We start from the raw sequence: 21,839 nt of genomic DNA on the forward strand, positions 1-21,839 counted from the left end.
TACCAGCTGAACATCCCGCTCCACAGCACCCCCTCCCTAGGCGCTCAGGATAGATCCACTCCTGCTCCGCACATGATCGACCGGACAAGTCCTAGGTGTAATGCCCGGTGAGGTCGTGTCCGGCCCGTGGCACGGCGGCCGGTCCGGGCCCCGGGGGCGGTCGCGGAGGTACGTACGTGTGGCGGAGCACGGATGTCACACAGCCGCGGGCTGTGTCGTCCTGAGGGTATGAGGATCGCCATCGCTGGAGGAACGGGAACGCTCGGCCGGGAGACCGCCGAGGAGCTGCGCGGACGCGGGCACGACGTACGGGTGCTCAGCCGGCACGCACCGGAGTACCGGGTCGATCTGACCACCGGGGACGGGCTGGCCGAGGCGATCGAGGGCTGCGACGCCGTCGTCGACGCGAGCAACAGCCGGTCGCCCAAGCAGGCCGAACAGATCCTGGTGGAAGGCTCGCGGCGGCTGCTCGCGGCCGAGGAGTCCGCGGGAGTGGGCCATCACGTCTGTGTGTCCATCGTGGGCTGTGATCAGTTGCCGCTCGGCTATTACCGGTCCAAGGCGGAGCAGGAACATGTGGTGGAGAGCGCACGGGTGCCGTGGACGGTGGTGCGTGCCACGCAGTTCCATGAGCTGCTGGCCATGGGCTTCGCCGCGGTCGGCAGGACGCGGGTGCTGCCGGTGCCGCGGGCGCGGCTGCAGACGGTGGCGTGCGCGGAGGTGGCGCGCGTGGTCGCCGACGTCGTCGAGGGCGGGCCGCGGCGCGGACGTGTGGAGGTGACCGGCCCCGAGACGACTGACCTGCGCGTACTCGCCCGTCGCTGGCGCGCGATCACGGGGCGCAGGGCGCTGGTCGTTCCGCTGCCCCTGCCAGGGGCTCTGGGGCGCGCGCTGCGGTCGGGTGCGGCGACGTCGGACCGTGCGGATGTCCGCGGGACGGTGCGCTTCGACGACTGGCTCCGCGCGCAGACCACGACGGGCAAGGTGAACGGACGATGAGCAGTCGACCCGGGGACGAGCGCGCCTGTGACGACCGTGCCCGCGACGAGGGGTCCAGCGACGAGCGGCCAATCGGCGAGCGCGTCCGCGACGACCCCGCGCGCGGCGAGCGGTCCGGCGAGGAGGCGGCCCGTGACGACCGCGTGCGTGACGAGGAGGCCGATGAGGCGGCCGCCCGTGACCAGCGCGACCTTGACGAAGCGTTCGAGCGGGAGCGGGCGCGCCTGGTGCGCGTGGCGTACGCCACCACGGGGTCCGTCGCCGAGGCCGAGGACTGCGTACAGGAGGCCTGGTTCCGGCTGCGCAGGCTCGACGACCCCGGCGCGATCCGGGATCTGCGGGCCTGGCTGACCACCACTGTGGGGCGCTTGGCTCTTGACGCGCTGGGGAGTGCGCGCGTGCGGCGCGAGCGCTATGTCGGGACCTGGCTGCCCGAGCCGCTCGTCGAGGCCGTCCCCGCCGACGACCCCGCCGCGCGCGTCACGCTCGACGAGTCCGTCAGCATGGCGCTGCTCGTCGTGCTGGAGCAGCTGTCGCCCGCCCAGCGCACCGCGTTTCTGCTGCACGACGTTTTCGGGTTGCCCTTCGACGAGGTCGCCGACGTCGTCGGGCGTACCCCTGCCGCCGTACGCCAACTCGCCGCCCGCGCACGGCGGGACGTCGAGCTCGGGCGGCCCCGGTTCCCGCCCACCATCGGCCAACAGCGTGAAATCGCCGCAGCGTTCGCCGACGCCTGCCAGGGCGGTGACCTGGAAGGACTTCTCGCCTTGCTCGATCCCGACGTCCGGCTGCGCGGTGACGGCGGTGGCAAGGTGAGTGCGGTGCGCCACATCGAGCGCGGCGCCGGGCATGTCGCCAGGCTGCTGATCGGGTTCACCAGGCGCCCGCTGCGGCAGCTGCGGATCGCTCAGGTCAACGGCGCGCCGGGGCTCGTCGTCAGCGATGCGGACGGCAATCTGTCGGTGGTCGCGTTCACGGTGGACACCGGCCGGATCACCGACATCGACGTCGTACGCAACCCTGACAAGCTCACTGCCGTACATCTGCTGGACGAATCCCGTTAAGCTCCCGGGTCACGGATCGCCGGGGAACCGGCGGCCGAGCAGTCGACCGATGGAGATGTGGACGTGACCCGATCCCGTGTGGGTGTGGCCGTGCTGACGATGGGCACGCGCCCCGCCGAACTGCGTGCCCTGCTCGACTCCGTGGCTGCGCAGGATCATCCCGCGACCCGGGTCGTCGTCGTCTCCAACGGTGCCCCGCTGCCCGAACTCCCCTCGCACGTCACGGGAGTCGAGCTGCCGGAGAACCTCGGTGTGTCCGGCGGCCGCAATGTGGCGATGGAGCGGCTGAGGGAGTTCGGCGACGTCGACATCCTCGTCGACCTGGACGACGACGGCCTGCTCATCGCCCCCGACGTGTTCAGCCGGCTCGCCGACATGTACGCCGCGGACCCCGCGCTCGGTATCGTCAGCTTCCGGATCGCGGACGAGACCGGGTTCACCCAGCGGCGCCACATCCCGCGCATCGGCTCCGGCGACCCGATGCGCGGCGGCCATGTGACGACCTTCCTCGGCGGCGGGCACGCTCTGTCGATGCCCATGCTCGAGCGGGTGGGCGGCTGGCCGGAGGACTTCTTCTTCACACACGAGGAGACCGATCTCGCCTGGCGTGCGCTGGACGACGGATGGAAGATCCTTTACGCACCCGAGCTGGTGCTGCAGCATCCGCGCACCGCGCCGACCCGGCACGGCGTCTATTACCGGATGACCGCACGCAACCGTGTCTGGCTGGCGAAGCGGAATCTTCCCGCCCCGCTCGTCCCGGTGTACCTCGGTGCCTGGACCGCGCTCACGCTGGCCCGTACCCGGTCGGCGCCGGGGCTGCGTGCCTGGTTCAGCGGCTTCGCGGAAGGGGTGCGTACGCCGTGCGGTCAGCGTCGGCCGATGCGCTGGAGCACCGTGTGGCTGATGGCCCGCCTGGGCCGCCCGCCGGTGGTCTGAGCACGCCGACCGCTTCGACCCTCGCCGGACACGGCCGCCGTGCCCGAGAACGCGCCCGCCCGGAGGACCGGGCGGGCGCGCTGCGGTCGGCCCGTCAGAACGCCCTGAGGTAGTACATGGTGCGGAACCCGCCGCTGGTCGAGCAGGACAGGGTGTTCTGCGTGCCGGTGTACGTGAAGCCCGGCGGGACCGTGCACGCCCACAGGCCCGTCCGGGGCGCGCGCAGGTAGTACATGGTGCGGAACCCCCCGCTGGTCGAGCAGCTCAGCGTGTTCTGGGTGTTGCTGTAGGTGTAGCCGGGCATCGTGGTACATGCCCACAGGCCGTCCGCGGGCGGCTGCACGTAGTACATGGTGCGGAACCCGCCGCTGGTCGAGCAGGACAGGGTGTTCTGGGTGTTGCTGTAGGTGTAGCCGGGCGGGATCGTGCAGGACCAGAAGCCGGCGGCGGCGGACGCCTCGGCCGGGGCCGCCGCCGGGGCGTTGTCCGCCGCAGGGGGCAGCGGGGCCGCGGGCGCGGCCGACGCGGTGGCCGGGGCGAGGGCGGTGCCCAGCACGACGGCCGCGGTGCCGGCGCCGAGCAGTAAGGACCGGAGTTTCGATCGCAGCATGGGAATGCACTCCTGAGTTGGTCGTCCGACGGGCAGAACCAACGGGTGGGGGGCCAACCAGGGTCTGTCCCGTGCCCCGGCCGCCGTAGAGCGCGCGCTGGGATGCTCGCAGGAGCACCGCCCACCGGCAAGGTGCCCCTTGGCGCCGCCGTCGAGGACCGGCCGTTCAACGAGGGGGCATTGACCTGCGGTGTTGTCCCGGGAACGGCCGCGTTGCGGCATAGGGCCCCGCAGGGCAAGTCGCCCCATGTCCGAAAGATGCGCCGGAGAGTGACAGTCCGGATGCGGCGGCGACGAGAGCGGGGCGTGCCAGGTGGCCGGAAGGGGGAAGGTGCCGGCCTTGGGGCTTCTTGGCGGGGTCGGTCTCGAGAGCCGGCGGCGGTCGGGTGAGGGATCCCACAAGAGGGTCGATCGGTGGCGCGCGGACGCTGAGGCGGCTATCGTCGAGAGGTAGAACGACCGGTCTTCCTACCTTCTGGAGGGTGCGCTGTATCGGCCTTCCCGGCCGGGCTGCCTCCAGGCGGAGAGCTGCCATAGGTCGCCGGTGTACATCGAAGAGAGACCAAAAAGGTTCCATGAAGCCAATCCGTGCCCCGGCCCGGCCGGGGCCCCGCACAGAGCCGCTGCTTCACGCGGTCCCGACGGGGTCAGCCTCCCGATCGGATCAGTCGGACCGCGTCCAGCAGGGTCTTGTGGGCGGCCGTCGAGTCGTCCAGGTAGCCCGCTGCCATCGCGCCGTCGTACAGCATCAGCAGTGCACCGGCGGCCGACTCCGGGTCGGTGTGGCCGAGCCGGGTGAGCAGCTCCTGGAAGAGGTTGCGGATCCAGTCCCGGTGGGACGTCACCAGGCCGCGGACCGGGTGGTCGGCGTCCGGGTACTCGGCGGCCGCGTTCATGAACGGCGATCCCCGAAATCCGCGCTCGCGGGCGTGCTCGGAGATCGCCTCGAAGATCAGGTCGATCGCCTTCGCGGGCGGGTGCGCGGCGGCCAGCGGTTCGGCCACCGTCTTGTAGTAGGCGTCCTTGGTCAGCAGATAGGCCACGACCAGGTCGTCCTTGGAGGCGAAGTGCCGGTAGAAGGTCGCCTTGGTCACCCCGGCCTCGGCGATCAGCCGCTCCACGCCGATCGCGCGTACGCCCTCGTAATAGAACAGGCGTGACGCGGCCCGGACCAGGCGTTCGCGGGGCGGCAGCTCTCCGTCCTGCTTGGTCCCTTGACGCGTGGTGTCGGTGGTCTTCTGCCCGCTGATGCTCACTTCCCCATTGTGCCTTTGGCTCGGTCTTGAGCGGCCTGCGCCCCCATACGGCTCCCGCCAAGAGGGCCATCTCCCCTAGCCAGTACGGCCCGAGCAACGTGGCCGTTTTCATCGAAAGGCTTGAACCATGACTCGTCGTCTTGAAGGAACAGTCGCCCTGGTCACCGGGGCTTCCAGCGGTATCGGCCACGCTACTGCTCTTGAGCTTGCTCGCGAGGGCGCCTCCGTGGCCCTGGTCGGCCGGCGCGAGGACCGGCTCACCGACCTCGCCGCGGAGATCTCCAAGGCCGACGGGAAGGCCCTGGTCGTGCCCGCCGACATCACCGATGCCCAGGCCGCCGCGGAAGCGGTCGAGCGGACCGTCGAGGGCCTGGGCCGCCTGGACACCTTGGTCAACAACGCCGGCCTCATGCTGCTCGGGCCCGCCCCTGGCGCGGACCTGAACGACTGGCGGCGCATGATCGACATCAACCTCATGGGCCTGATGTACACCGCCCACGCGGCCGTACCCCACCTGGTCAAGGCAGCCGCCGAGGAGCCCCGTCAGGTCGCCGACATCGTCAACATCGGCTCGCTCGCCGGCCGCAACGCCTACGCAATGTCCGCCGTGTACAGCGCCACCAAGTTCGGCGTCGGTGCCTTCAGCGAGTCGCTGCGGCAGGAACTGGCACGTCAGCACGTCCGCGTGTCCGTCATCGAGCCGGGCAGCGTCGACACCGAACTGCGCACGCACAACCCAGCCGTCGTCCAGCAGTACATCGCCGCCTCCCTGGGCGACATTGATCGGCTGCAGGGCCAGGACATCGCCGACACCGTCGGCTACATCGTCACCCGCCCCCGGCACGTGGCCGTCGCCGAGCTGCTCGTACGCCCTACCGAGCAGGTCTGAGCGCCATTCCCGTGGCCAACTCCGAGGCAGGCAAGGAGACATGATGGCGGCCCACACCTCTCTCACGCCGGCCGGCACCATCGTCCGTGTCTGCCTGCTGCCGGCCACTGCCGTCGCGCTCGGAGGCGGCCTGGAGCAATTGGCGCGGGGCGCTCCGGCGGGCGTTCTGCCGCACCGGTCCCGAATGTGTCGTTGGCCTGCAAAGGAGATGTGGGAAAAGTGAGACGGAAAAGGATTCTGGCGGTGGTGACCAATCAGGCCACCTACGGGGCGAGCAAGCACCGGACCGGCCTGTGGCTGGGCGAACTCGTCCATTTCTACGACAAGGCGGTGAAGGACGGTCACACCGTGGATGTGGTCAGCCCGGCAGGCGGCGAGGTGCCACTCGACCCTCGTAGCCTCGGCCGTTTGTTCGCCGACCGGACGGTTCGCAACTATCTCGCCGACCCGGCCTTCATGACCGCCCTGAAAGCCACGGCGTCTGTTGCCGACGCAGATCCGGACGACTACTCCACGATCTTCTTCACAGGTGGGCACGGCACTATGTGGGACTTTCCCGACAGTGCTGAACTGCACCGAAAAGCCCAGGGCATCTACGCCGGCGGCGGCATCGTCTCATCGGTCTGCCATGGCGCCTGCGCCCTCATCAACCTGCAGGACGCCGACGGGAATCCGCTCGTCCGGAACCGCACCGTGACAGGCTTCGCGACGGTCGAGGAAAGACTGTCCGGCGTGAAGAGCAGGGTGCCGTTCCTCCTGGAGGACGAATTGCGCGCGAAGGGAGCCAAGTATGTGCGCTCCACTGTCCCGATGACGCCGCATGCCGTGCGTGACGGCCGCCTGATCACGGGCCAGAACCCGGTGTCCACCAAGGCCGTCAGCGACTTGATTCTCGGTGCCTTGGCCGAATTCGAGTAACCAGATCGAGTAACCAGTACGGAACCCGGGGTGCCCGCATCTGCGGGGCGCTCAAGAAGCTGTCCTGACCCACGAATCCAGACCAGTGTCACGAGGTCCACGGCTGCGCTGACCGCCGCCCGCCTGCCTTCGCATGCGCTGGACGCCGCCAGGCTGCGGACCGGGTGGTCGGTGTCCGGGTACCCGGCGGCCGCGTTCATGACAGCGATCCGCGAAATCCGCGCTCGCGGGCGTGCTCGGAGATCGCCTTGAAGATCAGGTCGATCGCCTCCGCGGGCGAGTGCGCGGCGGTCGATGGTTCGGCCACCGTCTTGTAGGAGGCGTCCTTGGTCAGCAGACAGGCCACGACCAGGTCGTCCTTGGGGACGAAGTGCCGGTAGAAGGTTCCGCGCCTGCCACGGCCGACGTCGCCCTTCCAGTCCTTCCGCCCTCAACAGAACCGGCCACCGCGCCACCAACTGGACCCCCACACCGCACATTGCCCCTTCACGCCGACACGGTCGACCACCCGCACACCCCGACAAGGGCATCCGACATGACCACCAGCACCGCGCACCGCACACCACGGCACTGCCGTCTCTGCAAGCCCGGGCAGGAGCCGAACGACTACACCCTGTTCCTGCGGCAGTGGGTGCGCGCCCCGGCCCGCATGGGGGCCATCGCCCCCAGCTCGCGGCACCTGGCCGAGGCGGTCTGCGCCCCGGTGCCCGAGCGAGGCGAGCCCGTCGTGGTGGAGCTGGGTGCCGGCACCGGAGCGTTCACCGCCGAGATCCAGCGCCGGCTCGGCGGCCGCGGCCGCCACCTGGCCGTCGAGATCGATCCACTCCTCGCTCAGCGCCTGCGCCACCGCCACCCGGGGGCGGAGGTGATCCAGCGCGACGCCGTGCACCTGCGTCACCTGCTGGACGAGCGCAGCATCGAGAGGGCCGACGTGGTGGTCAGCGGCCTGCCCTGGGCACTCTTTCCCTACGCTGCCCAACACCAGCTGATGGACGCGACAGCCGCGGTGCTCGCCCCGGCGGGTGCCTTCACCGCGTTCACCTACCTCCACGCCGTGCCCCTCACTCCCGCCCGTCGGTTCCGGGAGCTGCTGGCCGACCGGTTCGAAGAAGTCGTCCCCAGCCGCACCATATGGCGCAACACACCCCCAGCCTTCGTCCTCCACGCCCGCAGACCCCGTTCATGACCCGGTGATTTGCCGAGGCGGCCGGAACCGGGGCACGTTCCACACCTGCGGCTGGACCTTGGCCCGCACACTCGCCCACTTCGCCGGCGCCGCCGGCGCGGACCGTCATCCGGGTCGTCGTCGAACGCACGGTCCGCGACCCCCTGGTCGATGGAAGACGTTCGTCCACCGACCGGTGCTGTTCACCGACCAAGCCGGACTGCTCGGCGGATTCGGAATCGGGGGAGACACACCCGCAAGGCGATCGATGACGCCTTCACGGAAGCCAAGAACGAAGAGGACGGGCACACGCGGACTCCCGAGGGCACACGGGTGCCCTCAACGAAACCAATGCGCGCTCAATGTGCCCTGGCCGTCAGACGGCCCTTCCCGGCACATGACGACGAGAGAGGGGGGTAGAAAACCCCACACCGCTGAACGGGCTCAGGGCCACACCAGGCAGTACGGCTGGTGGCCCGCCTCATGCAGACGATGGCTGAAATCCTGCCATTCGTGCAGCAGCTGATAGACGTTGAACGCGTCCCGCGGCCCGCCGCGGTCCGGGACCGTCGACCAGATGAAAGCAGCCGCGCCCACCGACTCCTCGCCGATGCCGCGGAGCGGGTCGACGACCGTCATGGGCAGCTTGACCACCGCGTAGTCGGGGTGCAGGACCACCAGCTCCAGCGGCGGAACCTTGTGCAGCGGCATGCCCTGGATGCCGGTGAGCACCATCGCGGCTATGGTCTCCGGCTTGATCTTGGTGAACATTCCGCCCATGCCGAGCTCGTCGCCGCCGAGCTCCTCGGGGCGCATGGAGATCGGCACCCTGGCGGCTGTGGCTCCGTCGGGCGCGCCGAAGTATTTGTAGGTCACCCCCACACGGCCGCTCCTGATCTCCGCGGGCTCATCCGCGTCGCCCCGCCGGTGCTTCCCCCGCCGGGCAGGCTCAGGACCCAGGTCGTCAGTCCCCTCGCCCACTCCGCCACCGCGATGCATATCTCCACCCGACCATTCGCAGCCCCCGCCGCGCAACCCGATCATCGTGACAGTGACCTCCCCCACGCCCGAGTGGTGAAACACCCGACCGCGAGATCGTCCGGGGCTCTGACACCATGGATTCCGTGAGCTTTCCCTATGACGCCCCAGTTTCGCAGACGCTTTTCGACCGCGCGTCCCTTGTGACGCCCGGCGGCGTGAACTCTCCCGTCCGTGCTTTCCGTGCCGTGGGCGGTACGCCCCGGTTCATGGTGTCGGGCACCGGTCCGTACCTCACCGACGCCGACGGGCGCGAGTATGTCGATCTCGTCTGCTCGTGGGGGCCCATGATCCTCGGGCACGCGCACCCGGCCGTCATCGAGGCGGTCCAGGCGGCTGTCGCCCGCGGCACGTCCTTCGGCACGCCCGGTGAGGGCGAGGTCGCCCTGGCCGAGGAGATCGTGGCCCGGATCGAACCGGTCGAGCAGGTTCGGCTGGTTTCGAGCGGCACCGAAGCGACGATGTCCGCGATCAGACTGGCCCGTGGCTTCACCGGCCGGGCCAAGGTCGTGAAGTTCGCCGGCTGCTACCACGGTCATGTCGACGCCCTGCTCGCCGCCGCGGGCTCGGGGGTGGCCACCTTCGCGCTCCCGGACACCCCGGGGGTCACGGGCGCCCAGGCCGGCGACACCATCGTGCTGCCGTACAACGACCTGGAGGCCGTGCACGCCGCCTTCGCGGCGCACCCCGGCGAGATCGCCTGTGTGATCACCGAGGCTTCGCCCGGGAACATGGGCGTGGTCCCGCCGCTGCCCGGTTTCAACGAGGGGCTCAGGGCCGCCTGCGAGAAGAACGGCGCGCTGTACATCTCCGACGAGGTGATGACCGGTTTCCGTACCTCCAGGGCCGGCTGGTACGGGATCGACGGCGTGAAGCCCGACCTGATGACCTTCGGCAAGGTCATGGGCGGGGGCTTCCCGGCGGCCGCGTTCGGTGGCCGCAGGGACGTCATGGCGCATCTCGCCCCGGCAGGTCCCGTCTACCAGGCGGGCACGCTGTCCGGTAACCCGGTGGCCACCGCCGCGGGCCTCGCGCAGCTGCGCCTGCTCGACGACGCCGCGTACGAGAAGGTCGACAAGGTCTCGCAGGAGATCCAGGGCCTGGTGACGGACGCGCTCACCAAGGAGGGCGTGGCGCACCGGCTGCAGACGGCGAGCAACATGTTCTCGGTGTTCTTCACGGGTGAGGAGGTGCGCACCTACGAGGACGCCAAGAAGCAGGAGGCCTTCCGGTTCAACGCCTTCTTCCACTCGATGCTCTCCGACGGCGTGTACCTGCCGCCGTCCGCCTTCGAGTCGTGGTTCGTCTCCACGGCCCACGACGAGCGTGCGATCGAGCGGATCGCAGCAGCACTGCCTGCCGCCGCCCGTGCCGCCGCCGGGGCGAGCGAGGTGTCCGCATGAGCGAGATCACCGTCGTCCACCTGGTGCGCCACGGCGAGGTGGAGAACCCCGACGGCGTGCTCTACGGCCGCCGCGCCGGCTATCACCTCTCGGAGCTCGGGCGGCAGATGGCCGACCGGGTCGCCGAGCATCTCGCGGGCCGTGACATCGCGCACGTCGTCGCCTCCCCGCTGGAACGCGCCCAGGAGACGGCCACGCCGGTCGCCAAGGCGCACGGGCTGACCCTCGACACGGACGAGCGGCTGATCGAGGCGGGCAACGTCTTCGAGGGCAAGACCTTCGGCGTGGGAGACGGCGCACTGCGCAGGCCGGCCAACTGGAAGCATCTGACCAACCCGTTCCGCCCGTCGTGGGGCGAGCCGTACGTGGAGCAGGTCGTACGGATGATGGGCGCGCTGGCCGCGGCCCGGGACGCCGCCCGCGGGCATGAGGCGGTGTGCGTCAGCCACCAGCTCCCGATCTGGATCGTGCGCAGCTTCGTGGAGCGCCGCCGCCTGTGGCACGACCCGCGCCGCAGGCAGTGCACACTCGCCTCGCTCACGACCTTCACGTACCAGGGCGACAGGATCGTCTCGGTCGGTTACTCGGAGCCGGCGCGCGATCTTGTTCCGGCGCATCTTCTCGCGGGTGCCAAACCCGTGAAGGGGAAGGCCAAGGCATTCGGCGCCTAGTTGTTCATGGTCGGTTAAGAGCTGATCAGAAAAATACGCATCCGCTCCAGGAACCTTTGTGTTCCGATCCTCATCTCAACCGGTGTCGGACAAACACCGGCACCGGCTTTGAGGGCTCTCCCGGACCAGAAGAGAGCGCGGGGGTGGGGGCGGCGAGATGCGCGAGATCAGTCGAAGGGGTCTGCTCGGGGCGGGGCTCGGGGCCGCGGCCGCCATCGGGGCGGCCGGCTGCGGTTACGTCGGTGCCGAGCCGGGGCAGGCCGGGCCGTCGGGCGGCGGCGACCCGGGCAAGGGCGGCAAGCCGTCCCCGTCCAAGAGCGAGGGCCGGCTGATCGGGGACGGTTCCACCTCCGACACCGGAAAGCAGCCGCACCAGCCGAAGCGGCCCGAACCGCTCGAACCGGGCCAGACGCCCCCGCAATTCGTCATCTTTTCCTGGGACGGCGCGGGCGAGGTCGGCAACGGTCTCTTCCCGCGATTCCTCGAACTGGCCAAGAACCACGACGCGGCGATGACGTTCTTCCTCTCCGGAATCTATCTCCTGCCCGAGTCGAAGAAGACGCTCTACAAGCCGCCGAACAACGGCATCGGTGCGTCCGACATCGGTTATCTCACCGACGACCACATCAAGGACACGCTGAAGTACATACGCCAGGCATGGCTGGACGGCCATGAGATAGGCACCCACTTCAACGGGCATTTCTGCGCCGGTTCCGGATCGGTCGGCAACTGGTCGTCCGCGGACTGGCGCAACGAGACGGAGCAGGCTGTGTCGTTCGTCACCCAGTGGCGTACCAACAGCGGCTGGCGCGACATCGACCCGCTGCCTTTCGACTACCGCAAGGAACTCGTCGGCGCGCGCACTCCCTGTCTGCTCGGCCAGGACAAGCTGCTGCCCATGGCCAAGCAGCTCGGCTGGCGCTACGACGCGAGCTCGCCCGGCGGCCGCCAGGTGTGGCCCGACAAGAAGATGGAGATCTGGGACCTGCCGCTGCAGCAGATCCCGTTCCCCGGGCATTCCTTCGAGGTCCTCTCGATGGACTACAACATCCTCGCCAACCAGTCGCGCAATTCGACCAATGGCGTACCCGCGAACTATCCGCGCTGGAAGAAGCAGGCCACCGAGGCCTATCTCAACGGGTTCCAACGGGCCTACGACACCAATCGCGCGCCCCTGTTCATAGGCAACCACTTCGAGCAATGGAACGGCGGTATCTACATGGATGCCGTGGAGGAAGCGATCAAGGGCATGGCCGACAAGCCGGACGTACGGCTGGTGTCCTTCCGGCAGTTCTGCGACTGGCTCGACGTCCAAGGCCCGCAGGTGCTCGCCAAGCTCCGCACACTCGAGGTCGGCCAGGCCCCGGCGGGCGGCTGGAACACCTTCTTCAACGCTGCCTGACTCGCGGCGCTCTTGTGGTGGACCTGTGCCGGGGGCGTGGTGGGTTGCCCTCTGTGCCGCGTTTCCTCAGGGTCTGCGGGCATCGAGGGGGGTGCGGAAGATCCCCGGCAGGGCCATGCGAAACTTTTCACATGAGCCTAAGCCGTGCCCCTCGCGCCGCCCTGCTGACCACCCTGGTCGCCGTCGGCGCGCTCACGTTGTCGGCCTGTGGCGACGGCGGAAAGTCGGGCGGCGGCGGTGACACGAACTTCGTCACCAACACCGGCGGCATCGACACCGTCGCCAAGGGGAAGCGCGTGGCGCCGAACAAGCTCGCCGGGGAGACCCTGGACGGCAAGCAGCTCGACGTCGCCGACTTCAAGGGCAAGGTCGTCGTACTGAACGTCTGGGGATCGTGGTGCGGGCCCTGCCGTGCCGAAGCGACGTATTTCGCCAAGGTCGCCAAGGAGACCAAGGACAAGGGCGTCCAATTCGTCGGGATCAACACACGGGACACCGAGAAGGGCCCGGCGATCGCCTTCGAGAAGGATTACGGAGTCGGCTATCCGAGTCTGTACGACCCGATCGGAAAGCTCCTCGTCAACGGCTTCCCCAGGGGCAGCCTCAATCCCCAGTCCGTTCCGACCACGATCGTCCTCGACCGCGAGGGAAAGATGGCGGCGCGGTCGCTGAGGGAGCTCGACGACGAGGGACTCCGCAAGATGCTCGACCCGCTGATCGCGGAGAAGTGATCCTGTGGAAATTCTCGCCGCGGCGCCCGGCGTGACCGAGACGGTGCGCGACGGGGCACTGGTGCTCGCGCTGCCCATCGCCGTGCTCGGCGGCCTCGTCTCGTTCTTCTCGCCCTGCGTACTGCCGCTGGTGCCCGGCTACCTCTCGTACGTCACCGGAGTCAGCGGGACCGACCTGGCGGACGCCCGGCGCGGCCGGATGGTCAGCGGCGCGTCCCTCTTCGTACTCGGCTTCACGGTCGTGTTCGTCTCCGGCGGCGCCCTGTTCGGCTACTTCGGCAACACCCTCCTCGGACACCGGGAGATCATCTCCAGGCTCCTCGGTGTGCTGATGATCCTGCTGGGCGTGTTCTTCATGGGCCTGATGCCCTGGCTCACCCAGCGCGAATTCCGCTTCCACATGCGGCCCGCGACCGGACTGGTCGGCGCCCCACTGCTGGGCGCCCTGTTCGGCGTCGGCTGGGTGCCGTGCGTCGGACCCACCCTCGCGGCAGTGAACGGGCTCGCTCTCAGCGAGGCGAGCGCCGGACGCGGGGCCGTACTCTCGGTCGCGTACTGCCTGGGGCTCGGCCTCCCGTTCATCGCCGCCGCGGTCGCCTTCCGCAAGGCGCTCGGCGCGTTCGGCTGGGTCAAGCGGCACTACGTCTGGGTGATCCGGATCGGCGGCGGCATGATGATCGCGACCGGTCTGCTGCTGCTCACAGGTGCGTGGGACAGCCTTGTGCAGGAGATGCAGGGCTGGGCACAAGGCTTCCAGGTGGGGATCTGAGTTCGATGAGCAAGACCGAAGCGGCAGAGCAGCAGGACCTCGGCGCGGCCGGGGCCCAGTTGTCCACCGCGCCCGGCGAGGAAAAGGACGGCATCGGAGGTCCGGCCCTCGGAGTCATCGGCTGGGCACGGTGGTTCTGGCGCCAGCTGACGTCCATGCGGGTCGCACTGATCCTGCTGTTCCTGCTCTCCCTGGGCGCGATCCCGGGTTCCCTCATCCCGCAGAACAGCGTGGACGAGCTGAAGGTGCAGGCGTTCAAGGAGCGGCACGACGTCCTCGCGCCGGTCTACGAGAAGCTCCAGTTCTTCGACGTCTACAGCTCGGTGTGGTTCTCGGCGATCTACATCCTGCTGTTCGTCTCCCTCATCGGCTGCATCGTCCCGCGCAGCTGGCAGTTCGTCGGACAGCTGCGCGGCCGGCCGCCGGGCGCGCCCAAGCGGCTGACCCGGCTGCCCGCGTACACCACCTGGCGCACCCAGGCCGAGCCCGAGCAGGTGCGCGAGGCGGCGCTCGCGATGCTGAAGAAACGCCGCTTCCGCGCGGATGCGGCCGGTGACGCGGTTGCCGCCGAAAAGGGCTATCTCCGCGAAGCGGGCAATCTGGTCTTCCATGTCGCCCTGATCGTGATGCTGGTGGCGTTCGCCAGTGGCCAGCTGTTCAAGTCCGAAGGCGGCAAACTCGTCGTCGAGGGCGACGGTTTCTCCAACGTGCTCCCGATGTACGACGACTTCAAGTCCGGCTCCCTGTTCACGCCGGACGAACTGGTGCCGTTCAGTTTCAAGCTCGACAGCTTCACCGGTACGTACGCCAAGAGCGGGCCGCAGCGCGGCACCCCGCGCACCTTCGAGGCCGCCGTCACCTGGTCGAAGGGCACCGGCCCCGACCGCAGGTCCGTCATCGAGGTCAACAAGCCGCTGGTCGTCGACGGCACCAAGGTCTATCTGCTGTCGCACGGCTACGCCCCGGTCGTCACGATCCGGGACGGCAAGGGCAAGGTCGTCTTCAACGGCGCGGTGCCGCTGCTCCCGATCGACAACAACGTCACGTCGACCGGTGCCATCAAGGTGATGGACGGCTACCGCGACAAGAACGGCACGAGGGACCAGCTCGGCTTCCAGGCCTTCTTCGTGCCGACCTTCGCCGGCGCGGGCAACGGCAACATGTTCTCGCAGTTCCCCGGTCTCGAGTACCCGGTGCTCGCGCTCACCGGCTACCACGGCAGCCTCGGCGTCGACGCCGGACTTCCGCAGAACGTGTACCAGCTCGACACCCGCAAGATGAAGCAGTTCAAGGACTCCACCGGCGAGATCCTCAAGGCGCGCCTGCTGCCCGGCGAGACCATGAAGCTCCCGGACGGCGCCGGTTCCATCACCTTCGAGAACGAGGTTAAGGAGTGGGCGAGCTTCCAGATCTCGCAGCAGCCGGGCAACGGCTGGGCGCTGGCCGGCGCGATCGCCGCCATCGCCGGACTCGTCGGCTCGTTGTTCATCCAGCGCCGCCGGATCTGGGTGCGGGCGGTGCGCGGCGAGGACGGGATCACCGTCGTGGAGATGGCGGGCCTTGGCCGGAGCGAGTCGGCGAAGCTTCCCGAAGAGCTGGCCGACCTGGCCGCCACCCTGCACGCGCAGGCGCCGACCGCGCCTGAACCAGTCGATGTACCCGCCGATGTTCCTGCCGAAGGGGCTGAGAAGTGACTCTCGCCGCCGCAACCAACGAGAATCTGGCGCAGATCAGCAATTACCTGATCTATTCGTCGATGGCCGTCTACACACTGGCCTTTCTCGCGCACATCGCCGAGTGGATCTTCGGCAGCCGAAGCAAGGTGGCCCGTACCGCCGCCGCGCTGACCGCACCCGCGGGCGCGGCACAGCCCGCCGCCCCCGCGGTCCGGGTGAGGAGCGCGGGCGGTACCACCGTTCTGGACAAGCCGAAGGTGATCACGCGCGCCGTGAGCGGCGCCCGTGACGTGCCCGACGGCCCCGGCGCCCACGGCGGCACCGAGAAGGGCGATCTGTACGGCCGGATCGCGGTGTCCCTGACCGTGCTCGCCTTCCTGCTGGAGGCGGGCGGCGTGCTCACCCGCGCCCTGTCGGTGCAGCGCGCGCCCTGGGGCAACATGTACGAGTTCTCCACGACCTTCTCGACGGTCGCGGTCGGGGTGTACCTGGCGCTGCTGCTGGCCAGGAAGAACGTCCGCTGGGCCGGACTGCCGCTGATCACCACCGTGCTGCTGGACCTCGGCTTCGCCGTCACCTACCTGTACACGGAGAGCGACCAGCTCGTTCCCGCCCTCGACTCGTACTGGCTGTGGATCCACGTCTCCACCGCGATCTTCTGCGGCGCGGTCTTCTACCTGGGCGCGGTCGGCGCCGCGCTCTACCTGTTCCGTGACTCCTACGAGCGCAAGCTGACGCTCGGCGGCAAGCCCGGCCGCTTCGCCACCTCGGTCATGGAGCGGCTGCCGGCGGCCGCCTCGCTCGACAAGTTCTCCTACCGCGTCAACGCGGCCGTCTTCCCGCTGTGGACGTTCACGATCATCGCGGGCGCGATCTGGGCGGGCGACGCCTGGGGCCGCTACTGGGGCTGGGACGCCAAGGAGGTCTGGTCGTTCATCACCTGGGTCGCGTACGCCGCGTATCTGCACGCCCGCGCGACCGCCGGCTGGAAGGGCCGCAAGGCCGCTTACATCGCGCTGGTCGCGTTCCTCTGCTTCCTGTGGAACTACTACGGCGTGAACATGTTCGTGAACAGCCTGCACTCGTACGCGGGCGTCGAGTGAGGTAGCGCCCACGCCGCGGGGGAGCGACGCTTGAGTCATGAGTCAGGCGATCCCCCAGGGAACCAGTGAGACCCGGGAAGACGGCACTCACCTCATGCGGTTCGAGCTGCGGCTGCCGCATCCGGTGATACGGGTATGGGCCGCCGTCGCCACCCCCGAAGGCCTGCCGACCTGGCTCTGCGCCGCCGACCTGCTCGAACCGAGAATCGGCGGCGCGGTCGTCCTGCGCTGGCTGAACGCCGACGCGGACGGCCGCCACACCGTCGCCGAAGGAACCGTCACCGCCTGGGACATGGAACGGGTGGCCGAGTACACGGTCACCGTGCACGGCCGGATCCGCTTCCATCTCGAACCGCAGGGCGAGGACGGCACCGTACTGCGCTTCACCAACGAGCTCGGGTGCACAAAGGACGTGCTCCTCGACTGCCTGGCCGGCTGGCACAACCACTTCGAACTGCTCGCCGACGCGCTCGACGGGAAGCCGACCACGGACTGGTCGACCTGGACGCCCGAGCGCTGGGAGCAGCTGCGGGAGTCCTACGCCCAAGGGGCCTAGGAACCGCCCCCCGGCACCGAGATCGAATCCAGCTTGGCCCGCAGATACGCGTGCGAGTCCACCGGAGCGTAGGCGACCTGCCCCTTGGGCTCCGGGAGCGGCCTGACCACCGTGCCCGGATCGCACTCGTAGAAGTAGACCAGCGACATCAGCTCCTCGGACGGCTCGTCCGCGGGCGGAGGCAGCACCCGGTGGCGGCCGGACCGCCAGCGGTCGCCCGTCCAGCGCGCCATCAGATCCCCGATGTTGACGGTGAGGGCAGCCGGGTCGTACGGCGCGTCCTGCCAGCCGTCGTCGTCCGTGAACACCTGCAGCCCGCCGCGGCCCGCCTCGCGGTCCAGGACGGTGACAGTGCCGAAGTCGGTGTGTGGGCCGATCCGGAACTGGCCCGGCTGCGGCGTGCCCAGCGCGTGTCTGCTCGGGTACCAGTTGATGTTGAAACCCCAGGTCGAGTGGCCGGTGTGCCGAGTGAAGAAGGACTCCGGCTCGCCGAGTGCGGCGCCGAGCAGTTCGAGCAGCCGGTCCGACAGCACCCGCATCTGCGCGACGTACTCCGTGACGGCGGCCTTGAGCACGGGCACCTCGTCCGGCCATGTGTTGGGCAGGAACCACTCCGCGTCGACCGCCGGGTCACCGGTCGGCTCGTCCGCCGCGAAGGACAGCGACTCCTTGAGGTCCGGCGGGGTCTCGATGCCTTCCGCGTAGGCGTTGGCCTCCGCGCCGGGGCCCAGCCAGCCGCGCTCGCCGACCCGTACCTCGTACCGCTCCTTCACGGCGGCCGGCAGCCCGAAGAACTCACGCGCGGCCGAACGGATCCGCCGGCGCAGGGCATCGTCGACGCCGTGCCCGGTGACCAGCAGGAACCCTGCCGACTGGAGGGCCAGGTCGACGACCTGGGCGGTCCCGGCGCGGGCCGCGGGGTCGGCGGTGAACCAAGGGCGCAGATCGATGGTGGGGATGGTCACCCCTCAACTTTCCAGTGCCCGGACCTGTCGGGCAAGGAACCCCGCGCCGAACGCCGCTTCGGGGGCCGGTCAGCGTCCGTCCCGGAGGTGATCGCTCCTCTTCTCTCCCGGACCGCGGGGCGGTCGCCGGTGACCGTCACACCGCCCCGGCGAGGTCACGGGATGTCCGGGCAGGCTGACGGCAGGTCAGCCGTCCTCGCCGATGTCCTCGTTCCACAGCTCGGGCCGGGCCGCGATGAAGTCGCGCATCATCGCCGTGCACCCGGGGTCGTCCAGCACCACGGTCTCCACGCCGTGCCCGGCCAGCCAGTCGATGCCGCCGTGGAATGTCGCGGTCTCGCCGACCACCACCCGGGAGATGCCGAACTGCCGCACCAGACCGCTGCAGTACCAGCACGGGGAGAGGGTGGTCACCATCGTCGTGCCCCGGTACGACCGCTGCCGGCCGGCCGCTCGGAAGGCCGAGGTCTCCGCGTGCATGGACGGATCGCCGTCCTGGACGCGGCGGTTGCGGCCGCGTCCCAGGAGTGTGCCGTCCGCGCCGTACAGAGCGGCGCCGATCGGGATGCCGCCTTGGGCGAGCCCCGCCCTGGCTTCCTCGACGGCTGTCGCCAGCCATTGCTCGTACGTGCTGTGCGCCATGGGTTCACTCCGTCCGGGGCATGCCGTCGGCAGGGCGCCCCACTGCCTCGTGGACCGCTCGCGTGCTCCGCCCGTAGCGTCGCAGGCGCGGCATCCGGCACGGGGCAGCGACTTCACGTGGCGCCGTCCGGGGCGGGTCATGTCTGCCGGGACCGTTCCCGACCTGCCCGGAAGGCGGCCGGTCAGGACTTCTCGGAGTCGTCGCCCTGCTCGCGCTTCTTGAGCTCTTCCTCTCGGCGGCGCAGATCGGCCTCCCAGTCCTTGAGGAGGGACTCGTCCTTCTTGTTCTCCTCCTTGAGCGACTTCAGGAAGTCGGGGTTGTCGTCCGGTGCGACCCACTCCATGCGGTGGTTGCGGTGCCACTCGGAGGGTGTGCGGCCACCGGCCGGGGCGTGCCGCATCTTGCCGGCGGCGAACCAGACGATGGGCCCGACGATCCAGAAGAGCAGGATGATGATGACCCAGACCACCTTGGGAAGGTGCTTGGCCTCGTCCTCGGGGGTGTTGAGGCAGTCGATGAACGCGTAGATCGTCAACGCCAGCGGCAGGATGTACAGCAGTGCCCTGAACATGTGCGACAGCCCCCTGGAAGCAACGTGCAGGCCGTGTTCCACGGCCCCGGTGACGGCCCCAGGGTAACGGGTGACAGATACTTGGCCCTATGGCTTACGACGATCTTCGCTCCCTGCTCCGGGCACTGGAGCGCGACGGCGACCTGAAGCGCATCAAGGCCGAAGTGGACCCCTTTCTGGAGGTCGGGGAGATCGTCGACCGGGTGAACAAGGCGGGTGGCCCGGCCCTGTTGTTCGAAAACGTCAAGGGCTCAGCGATGCCGCTGGCGATGAACGTCTTCGGCACCGACCGGCGGCTGCTGAAGGCGCTCGGCCTGACGTCGTACGCGGAGATCAGCGACAAGATCGGCGGGCTGCTCAAGCCGGAGCTGCCGCACGGGTTCGTCGGGGTGCGGGAGGCGTTCGGCAAGCTCGGCTCGATGGTGCATGTGCCGCCGAAGAAGGTGAAGGACGCGCCCGTGCAGGAGGTGGTCCTGCACGGCGACGACGTCGATCTGGACCGGCTGCCCGCGCTGTTCACCTGGCCCGAGGACGGCGGATCCTTCTTCAATCTGGGCCTCACCCACACCAAGCACCCGGAGACGGGGGTCAGGAACCTCGGCCTCTACCGGCTCCAGCGTCATGACAGGCGCACGATCGGTATGCACTGGCAGATCCACAAGGACAGCCGCAACCACTATGCCGTCGCCGCCAAGAGGGGGGAGCGGCTGCCGGTCGCGATCGCCTTCGGCTGCCCGCCGGCCGTCACCTATGCCTCGACCGCGCCGCTGCCGGGCGACATCGACGAGTATCTGTTCGCCGGGTTCGTCGCGGGCAAGCGGATCGAGATGGTCGACTGCAAGACGGTCCCGCTGCAGGTCCCGGCGAATGCCGAGGTGGTGCTGGAGGGCTGGCTGGAGCCGGGCGAGATGCTGCCGGAGGGCCCGTTCGGCGACCACACCGGCTTCTACACGCCACAGGAGCCGTTCCCGGCGCTGACGATCGACTGCGTCACGATGCGGCGGCGCCCGCTGCTCCAGTCGATCGTGGTGGGCCGCCCGCCGACCGAGGACGGTCCGCTGGGCCGGGCCACGGAGCGCTTCTTCCTGCCCCTGCTCAAGATCATCGTCCCGGACATCGTGGACTACCACCTGCCGGAGTCGGGCGGCTTCCACAACTGCGCGATCGTCTCGATCGACAAGAAGTACCCGAAACACGCGCAGAAGGTCATGCATGCGATCTGGGGCGCGCACATGATGTCGCTGACCAAGCTGATCGTGGTCGTGGACGCGGACTGCGACGTCCACGATCTGCACGAAGTCTCCTGGCGCGCGCTGGGCAACACGGACTACGCCCGCGACCTGACGGTTGTGGAGGGCCCGGTGGACCATCTCGACCACGCCTCCTACCAGCAGTTCTGGGGCGGCAAGGCGGGCATCGACGCCACGAGGAAGCTCCCCGAGGAGGGGTACACCCGGGACGGCGGCTGGCCGGACATGGTCGAGTCGGACCCGGAGACGGCGGCGAAGGTGGACCGTCGCTGGAAGGAGTACGGGCTGTGACCTCCACCGCCGCTGCCGTACCGCAGCCCGGACGCACCAAGGCCTTCCTGCGCCTGGTGATGATCGAGCACTCGGTCTTCGCGCTGCCCTTCGCGTACATCGCAGCCCTGACCGCGATGTTCCAGGCCGACCGGAGCGTGCGCTGGTGGACGCTGCTCCTCGTCACCGTCTGCATGGTGGGCCTGCGGACCTTCGCCATGGCCGCCAACCGGATCATCGACCGGGAGATCGACGCCCGTAACCCGCGCACGGCCGGACGCGAACTGGTCACCGGTGCCGTCTCCGTCAAGTCCGCCTGGACCGGGGCCGGGATCGCGCTGGTGATCTTTCTCGGCGCGGCGGCGCTGCTGAACCCGCTGTGCCTGGCCCTGGCCCCTGTCGCGGTGATCCCGATGGTGGTCTATCCGTACGGCAAGCGGTTCACCGACTACCCGCACGCCATCCTCGGGCTGGCCCAGGCCATGGGTCCGGTCGGCGCGTGGATCGCGGTCACCGGGGAGTGGTCGTGGGACGCGGTGATCCTGGGGCTCGCGGTCGGCGTCTGGATCGGCGGCTTCGACCTGATCTTCGCCTGCCAGGACGTCCAGGCGGACCGTGCCCACGGCGTGAAGTCGGTGCCGGCCCGCTTCGGCATCCCGGCGGCGCTGTACGGGGCCCGGGCCGCTCACGCCGTGACGATGGCGCTGCTGGTCTGGTACGCGCTCGCCACGGACGCGGGCCTGTTCCTGTGGCTGGGCCTTGCGATCGTGGCGGTGGCCTTCCTCTACGAGCACACGATCGTGAAGCCGCATGACCTGTCCCGCCTGAACAGAGCGTTCTTCACGGTCAACGGGTTCATCGGCATCGCGCTCTTCGTGTGCGCTCTGCTCGATCTGCTGGTGCGCGGTCTGACCGTCTAGGCCAGGGCCCAGTAGGTGGCGGCGCGGGCCG

Annotated in this window: 23 protein-coding genes; 16 read left to right on the forward strand and 7 right to left on the reverse strand. The window is 69.3% G+C overall.

Going from position 1 to position 21,839, the window contains the following annotated elements; all coding sequences use genetic code 11:
* The first annotated feature begins 228 nt into the window (after positions 1 to 228).
* The 3 genes from ABZ208_RS26560 (at position 229) to ABZ208_RS26570 (ending at position 3,002) form a co-directional block, all read left to right on the forward strand.
* Positions 229 to 999, forward strand: a complete 771-nt coding sequence (locus tag ABZ208_RS26560) for an NAD(P)H-binding protein (RefSeq protein WP_356911977.1) — start codon at positions 229 to 231, stop codon at positions 997 to 999.
* Positions 996 to 2,063, forward strand: coding sequence for an RNA polymerase sigma factor SigJ (sigJ, locus tag ABZ208_RS26565; protein ID WP_356911978.1), 1,068 nt, complete (start codon positions 996 to 998; stop codon positions 2,061 to 2,063). The genes ABZ208_RS26560 and sigJ overlap by 4 nt, the downstream gene beginning before the upstream one ends.
* A gap of 63 nt (positions 2,064 to 2,126) precedes the next feature.
* Complete coding sequence (locus ABZ208_RS26570) at positions 2,127 to 3,002, forward strand: glycosyltransferase (protein ID WP_356911979.1); 876 nt, start codon at positions 2,127 to 2,129, stop codon at positions 3,000 to 3,002.
* A 94-nt stretch (positions 3,003 to 3,096) separates the two neighbouring features.
* Here ABZ208_RS26570 and ABZ208_RS26575 read toward each other — a convergent pair whose 3' ends face one another.
* Positions 3,097 to 3,612 carry a hypothetical protein gene (locus ABZ208_RS26575; protein ID WP_356911980.1) on the reverse strand — a complete coding sequence of 172 codons (516 nt, stop codon included), beginning with the start codon at positions 3,610 to 3,612 and terminating at the stop codon, positions 3,097 to 3,099.
* A gap of 647 nt (positions 3,613 to 4,259) precedes the next feature.
* The gene (locus ABZ208_RS26580; RefSeq protein ID WP_356911981.1) at positions 4,260 to 4,868 is read right to left on the reverse strand and encodes a TetR/AcrR family transcriptional regulator; all 609 of its coding nucleotides are present in this window, start codon (positions 4,866 to 4,868) and stop codon (positions 4,260 to 4,262) included.
* Positions 4,869 to 4,995: 127 nt separating this feature from the next.
* Between ABZ208_RS26580 and ABZ208_RS26585 the strand changes: the two genes are divergently transcribed.
* Together ABZ208_RS26585 and ABZ208_RS26590 are read left to right on the forward strand one after the other, a co-directional pair.
* Positions 4,996 to 5,757 carry an SDR family NAD(P)-dependent oxidoreductase gene (locus ABZ208_RS26585; protein ID WP_356911982.1) on the forward strand — a complete coding sequence of 254 codons (762 nt, stop codon included), beginning with the start codon at positions 4,996 to 4,998 and terminating at the stop codon, positions 5,755 to 5,757.
* Between the two features lie 243 nt (positions 5,758 to 6,000).
* Positions 6,001 to 6,675: a type 1 glutamine amidotransferase domain-containing protein gene (locus tag ABZ208_RS26590; RefSeq protein WP_356911983.1), complete on the forward strand. Its 675-nt coding sequence runs from the start codon at positions 6,001 to 6,003 to the stop codon at positions 6,673 to 6,675.
* A 196-nt stretch (positions 6,676 to 6,871) separates the two neighbouring features.
* Here the strand turns inward: ABZ208_RS26590 and ABZ208_RS26595 are convergent, their stop codons facing one another.
* Complete coding sequence (locus ABZ208_RS26595; protein WP_356911984.1) at positions 6,872 to 7,021, reverse strand: hypothetical protein; 150 nt, start codon at positions 7,019 to 7,021, stop codon at positions 6,872 to 6,874.
* Between the two features lie 189 nt (positions 7,022 to 7,210).
* On the opposite strand from ABZ208_RS26595, the gene ABZ208_RS26600 reads away from it, so the two are divergent.
* Positions 7,211 to 7,861 (forward strand): methyltransferase domain-containing protein, encoded by a 651-nt coding sequence (locus tag ABZ208_RS26600; RefSeq protein ID WP_356911985.1) that lies wholly within the window; start codon positions 7,211 to 7,213, stop codon positions 7,859 to 7,861.
* Positions 7,862 to 8,284: 423 nt separating this feature from the next.
* On the opposite strand, the gene ABZ208_RS26605 is transcribed toward ABZ208_RS26600, so the two are convergent.
* Positions 8,285 to 8,839, reverse strand: coding sequence for a hypothetical protein (locus tag ABZ208_RS26605; RefSeq protein ID WP_356912058.1), 555 nt, complete (start codon positions 8,837 to 8,839; stop codon positions 8,285 to 8,287).
* 116 nt (positions 8,840 to 8,955) lie between these two features.
* On the opposite strand from ABZ208_RS26605, the gene hemL reads away from it, so the two are divergent.
* The 8 genes from hemL to ABZ208_RS26645 all read left to right on the forward strand — a co-directional run bounded on the left by hemL (position 8,956) and on the right by ABZ208_RS26645 (position 17,189).
* Positions 8,956 to 10,281, forward strand: a complete 1,326-nt coding sequence (gene hemL / locus ABZ208_RS26610) for a glutamate-1-semialdehyde 2,1-aminomutase (RefSeq protein WP_356911986.1) — start codon at positions 8,956 to 8,958, stop codon at positions 10,279 to 10,281.
* Entirely contained in the window at positions 10,278 to 10,952 is a 675-nt protein-coding gene (locus tag ABZ208_RS26615) for a histidine phosphatase family protein (RefSeq protein WP_328397868.1), read from the forward strand. The genes hemL and ABZ208_RS26615 overlap by 4 nt, the downstream gene beginning before the upstream one ends.
* A 157-nt stretch (positions 10,953 to 11,109) precedes the next feature.
* Positions 11,110 to 12,354 (forward strand): hypothetical protein, encoded by a 1,245-nt coding sequence (locus tag ABZ208_RS26620; RefSeq protein ID WP_356911987.1) that lies wholly within the window; start codon positions 11,110 to 11,112, stop codon positions 12,352 to 12,354.
* 131 nt (positions 12,355 to 12,485) lie between these two features.
* Positions 12,486 to 13,085: a TlpA disulfide reductase family protein gene (locus tag ABZ208_RS26625; RefSeq protein WP_356911988.1), complete on the forward strand. Its 600-nt coding sequence runs from the start codon at positions 12,486 to 12,488 to the stop codon at positions 13,083 to 13,085.
* A gap of 4 nt (positions 13,086 to 13,089) precedes the next feature.
* Positions 13,090 to 13,854 carry a cytochrome c biogenesis CcdA family protein gene (locus ABZ208_RS26630; protein WP_356911989.1) on the forward strand — a complete coding sequence of 255 codons (765 nt, stop codon included), beginning with the start codon at positions 13,090 to 13,092 and terminating at the stop codon, positions 13,852 to 13,854.
* A gap of 5 nt (positions 13,855 to 13,859) precedes the next feature.
* Complete coding sequence (locus tag ABZ208_RS26635; RefSeq protein ID WP_356911990.1) at positions 13,860 to 15,548, forward strand: cytochrome c biogenesis protein ResB; 1,689 nt, start codon at positions 13,860 to 13,862, stop codon at positions 15,546 to 15,548.
* Positions 15,545 to 16,633 (forward strand): c-type cytochrome biogenesis protein CcsB, encoded by a 1,089-nt coding sequence (ccsB, locus tag ABZ208_RS26640; RefSeq protein ID WP_356911991.1) that lies wholly within the window; start codon positions 15,545 to 15,547, stop codon positions 16,631 to 16,633. Before ABZ208_RS26635 ends, ccsB begins: the two co-directional genes overlap by 4 nt.
* 37 nt (positions 16,634 to 16,670) lie before the next feature.
* Positions 16,671 to 17,189: an SRPBCC domain-containing protein gene (locus ABZ208_RS26645; protein WP_356911992.1), complete on the forward strand. Its 519-nt coding sequence runs from the start codon at positions 16,671 to 16,673 to the stop codon at positions 17,187 to 17,189.
* Here the strand turns inward: ABZ208_RS26645 and ABZ208_RS26650 are convergent.
* The 3 genes from ABZ208_RS26650 to ABZ208_RS26660 form a co-directional block, all read right to left on the reverse strand.
* A complete protein-coding gene (locus tag ABZ208_RS26650; RefSeq protein ID WP_356911993.1) occupies positions 17,186 to 18,154 on the reverse strand; it encodes a 2-oxoglutarate and iron-dependent oxygenase domain-containing protein in 969 nt (322 codons plus the stop codon). The genes ABZ208_RS26645 and ABZ208_RS26650 overlap by 4 nt on opposite strands.
* Positions 18,155 to 18,340: 186 nt before the next feature.
* Positions 18,341 to 18,796, reverse strand: a complete 456-nt coding sequence (locus tag ABZ208_RS26655; protein WP_356911994.1) for a nucleoside deaminase — start codon at positions 18,794 to 18,796, stop codon at positions 18,341 to 18,343.
* Between the two features lie 182 nt (positions 18,797 to 18,978).
* Complete coding sequence (locus ABZ208_RS26660; RefSeq protein ID WP_356911995.1) at positions 18,979 to 19,368, reverse strand: PLD nuclease N-terminal domain-containing protein; 390 nt, start codon at positions 19,366 to 19,368, stop codon at positions 18,979 to 18,981.
* An 89-nt stretch (positions 19,369 to 19,457) separates the two neighbouring features.
* On the opposite strand from ABZ208_RS26660, the gene ABZ208_RS26665 reads away from it, so the two are divergent.
* A complete protein-coding gene (locus ABZ208_RS26665) occupies positions 19,458 to 20,909 on the forward strand; it encodes a menaquinone biosynthesis decarboxylase (RefSeq protein ID WP_356911996.1) in 1,452 nt (483 codons plus the stop codon).
* On the forward strand, positions 20,906 to 21,808 hold the full coding sequence (mqnP, locus tag ABZ208_RS26670; RefSeq protein ID WP_356911997.1) for a menaquinone biosynthesis prenyltransferase MqnP: 903 nt from the start codon (positions 20,906 to 20,908) through the stop codon (positions 21,806 to 21,808). The genes ABZ208_RS26665 and mqnP overlap by 4 nt, the downstream gene beginning before the upstream one ends.
* Positions 21,809 to 21,839: the final 31 nt, after the last annotated feature.

Source organism: Streptomyces sp. NPDC006208 (assembly GCF_040613775.1).
GTDB lineage: Bacteria > Actinomycetota > Actinomycetes > Streptomycetales > Streptomycetaceae > Streptomyces.

Excerpts from the sequence above, each read along its gene's own strand:
- hemL (WP_356911986.1), top strand. The coding sequence starts at position 8,956 with ATGGATTCCGTGAGCTTTCCCTATGACGCCCCAGTTTCGCAGACGCTT.
- ABZ208_RS26605 (WP_356912058.1), bottom strand. The coding sequence starts at position 8,839 with ATGCATCGCGGTGGCGGAGTGGGCGAGGGGACTGACGACCTGGGTCCT.
- ABZ208_RS26600 (WP_356911985.1), top strand. The coding sequence starts at position 7,211 with ATGACCACCAGCACCGCGCACCGCACACCACGGCACTGCCGTCTCTGC.
- ABZ208_RS26635 (WP_356911990.1), top strand. The coding sequence starts at position 13,860 with ATGAGCAAGACCGAAGCGGCAGAGCAGCAGGACCTCGGCGCGGCCGGG.
- ABZ208_RS26625 (WP_356911988.1), top strand. The coding sequence starts at position 12,486 with ATGAGCCTAAGCCGTGCCCCTCGCGCCGCCCTGCTGACCACCCTGGTC.
- ABZ208_RS26575 (WP_356911980.1), bottom strand. The coding sequence starts at position 3,612 with ATGCTGCGATCGAAACTCCGGTCCTTACTGCTCGGCGCCGGCACCGCG.
- ABZ208_RS26665 (WP_356911996.1), top strand. The coding sequence starts at position 19,458 with ATGGCTTACGACGATCTTCGCTCCCTGCTCCGGGCACTGGAGCGCGAC.
- ABZ208_RS26660 (WP_356911995.1), bottom strand. The coding sequence starts at position 19,368 with ATGTTCAGGGCACTGCTGTACATCCTGCCGCTGGCGTTGACGATCTAC.
- sigJ (WP_356911978.1), top strand. The coding sequence starts at position 996 with ATGAGCAGTCGACCCGGGGACGAGCGCGCCTGTGACGACCGTGCCCGC.
- ABZ208_RS26560 (WP_356911977.1), top strand. The coding sequence starts at position 229 with ATGAGGATCGCCATCGCTGGAGGAACGGGAACGCTCGGCCGGGAGACC.
- ABZ208_RS26655 (WP_356911994.1), bottom strand. The coding sequence starts at position 18,796 with ATGGCGCACAGCACGTACGAGCAATGGCTGGCGACAGCCGTCGAGGAA.
- ABZ208_RS26585 (WP_356911982.1), top strand. The coding sequence starts at position 4,996 with ATGACTCGTCGTCTTGAAGGAACAGTCGCCCTGGTCACCGGGGCTTCC.
- ABZ208_RS26645 (WP_356911992.1), top strand. The coding sequence starts at position 16,671 with ATGAGTCAGGCGATCCCCCAGGGAACCAGTGAGACCCGGGAAGACGGC.
- ABZ208_RS26620 (WP_356911987.1), top strand. The coding sequence starts at position 11,110 with ATGCGCGAGATCAGTCGAAGGGGTCTGCTCGGGGCGGGGCTCGGGGCC.
- ABZ208_RS26615 (WP_328397868.1), top strand. The coding sequence starts at position 10,278 with ATGAGCGAGATCACCGTCGTCCACCTGGTGCGCCACGGCGAGGTGGAG.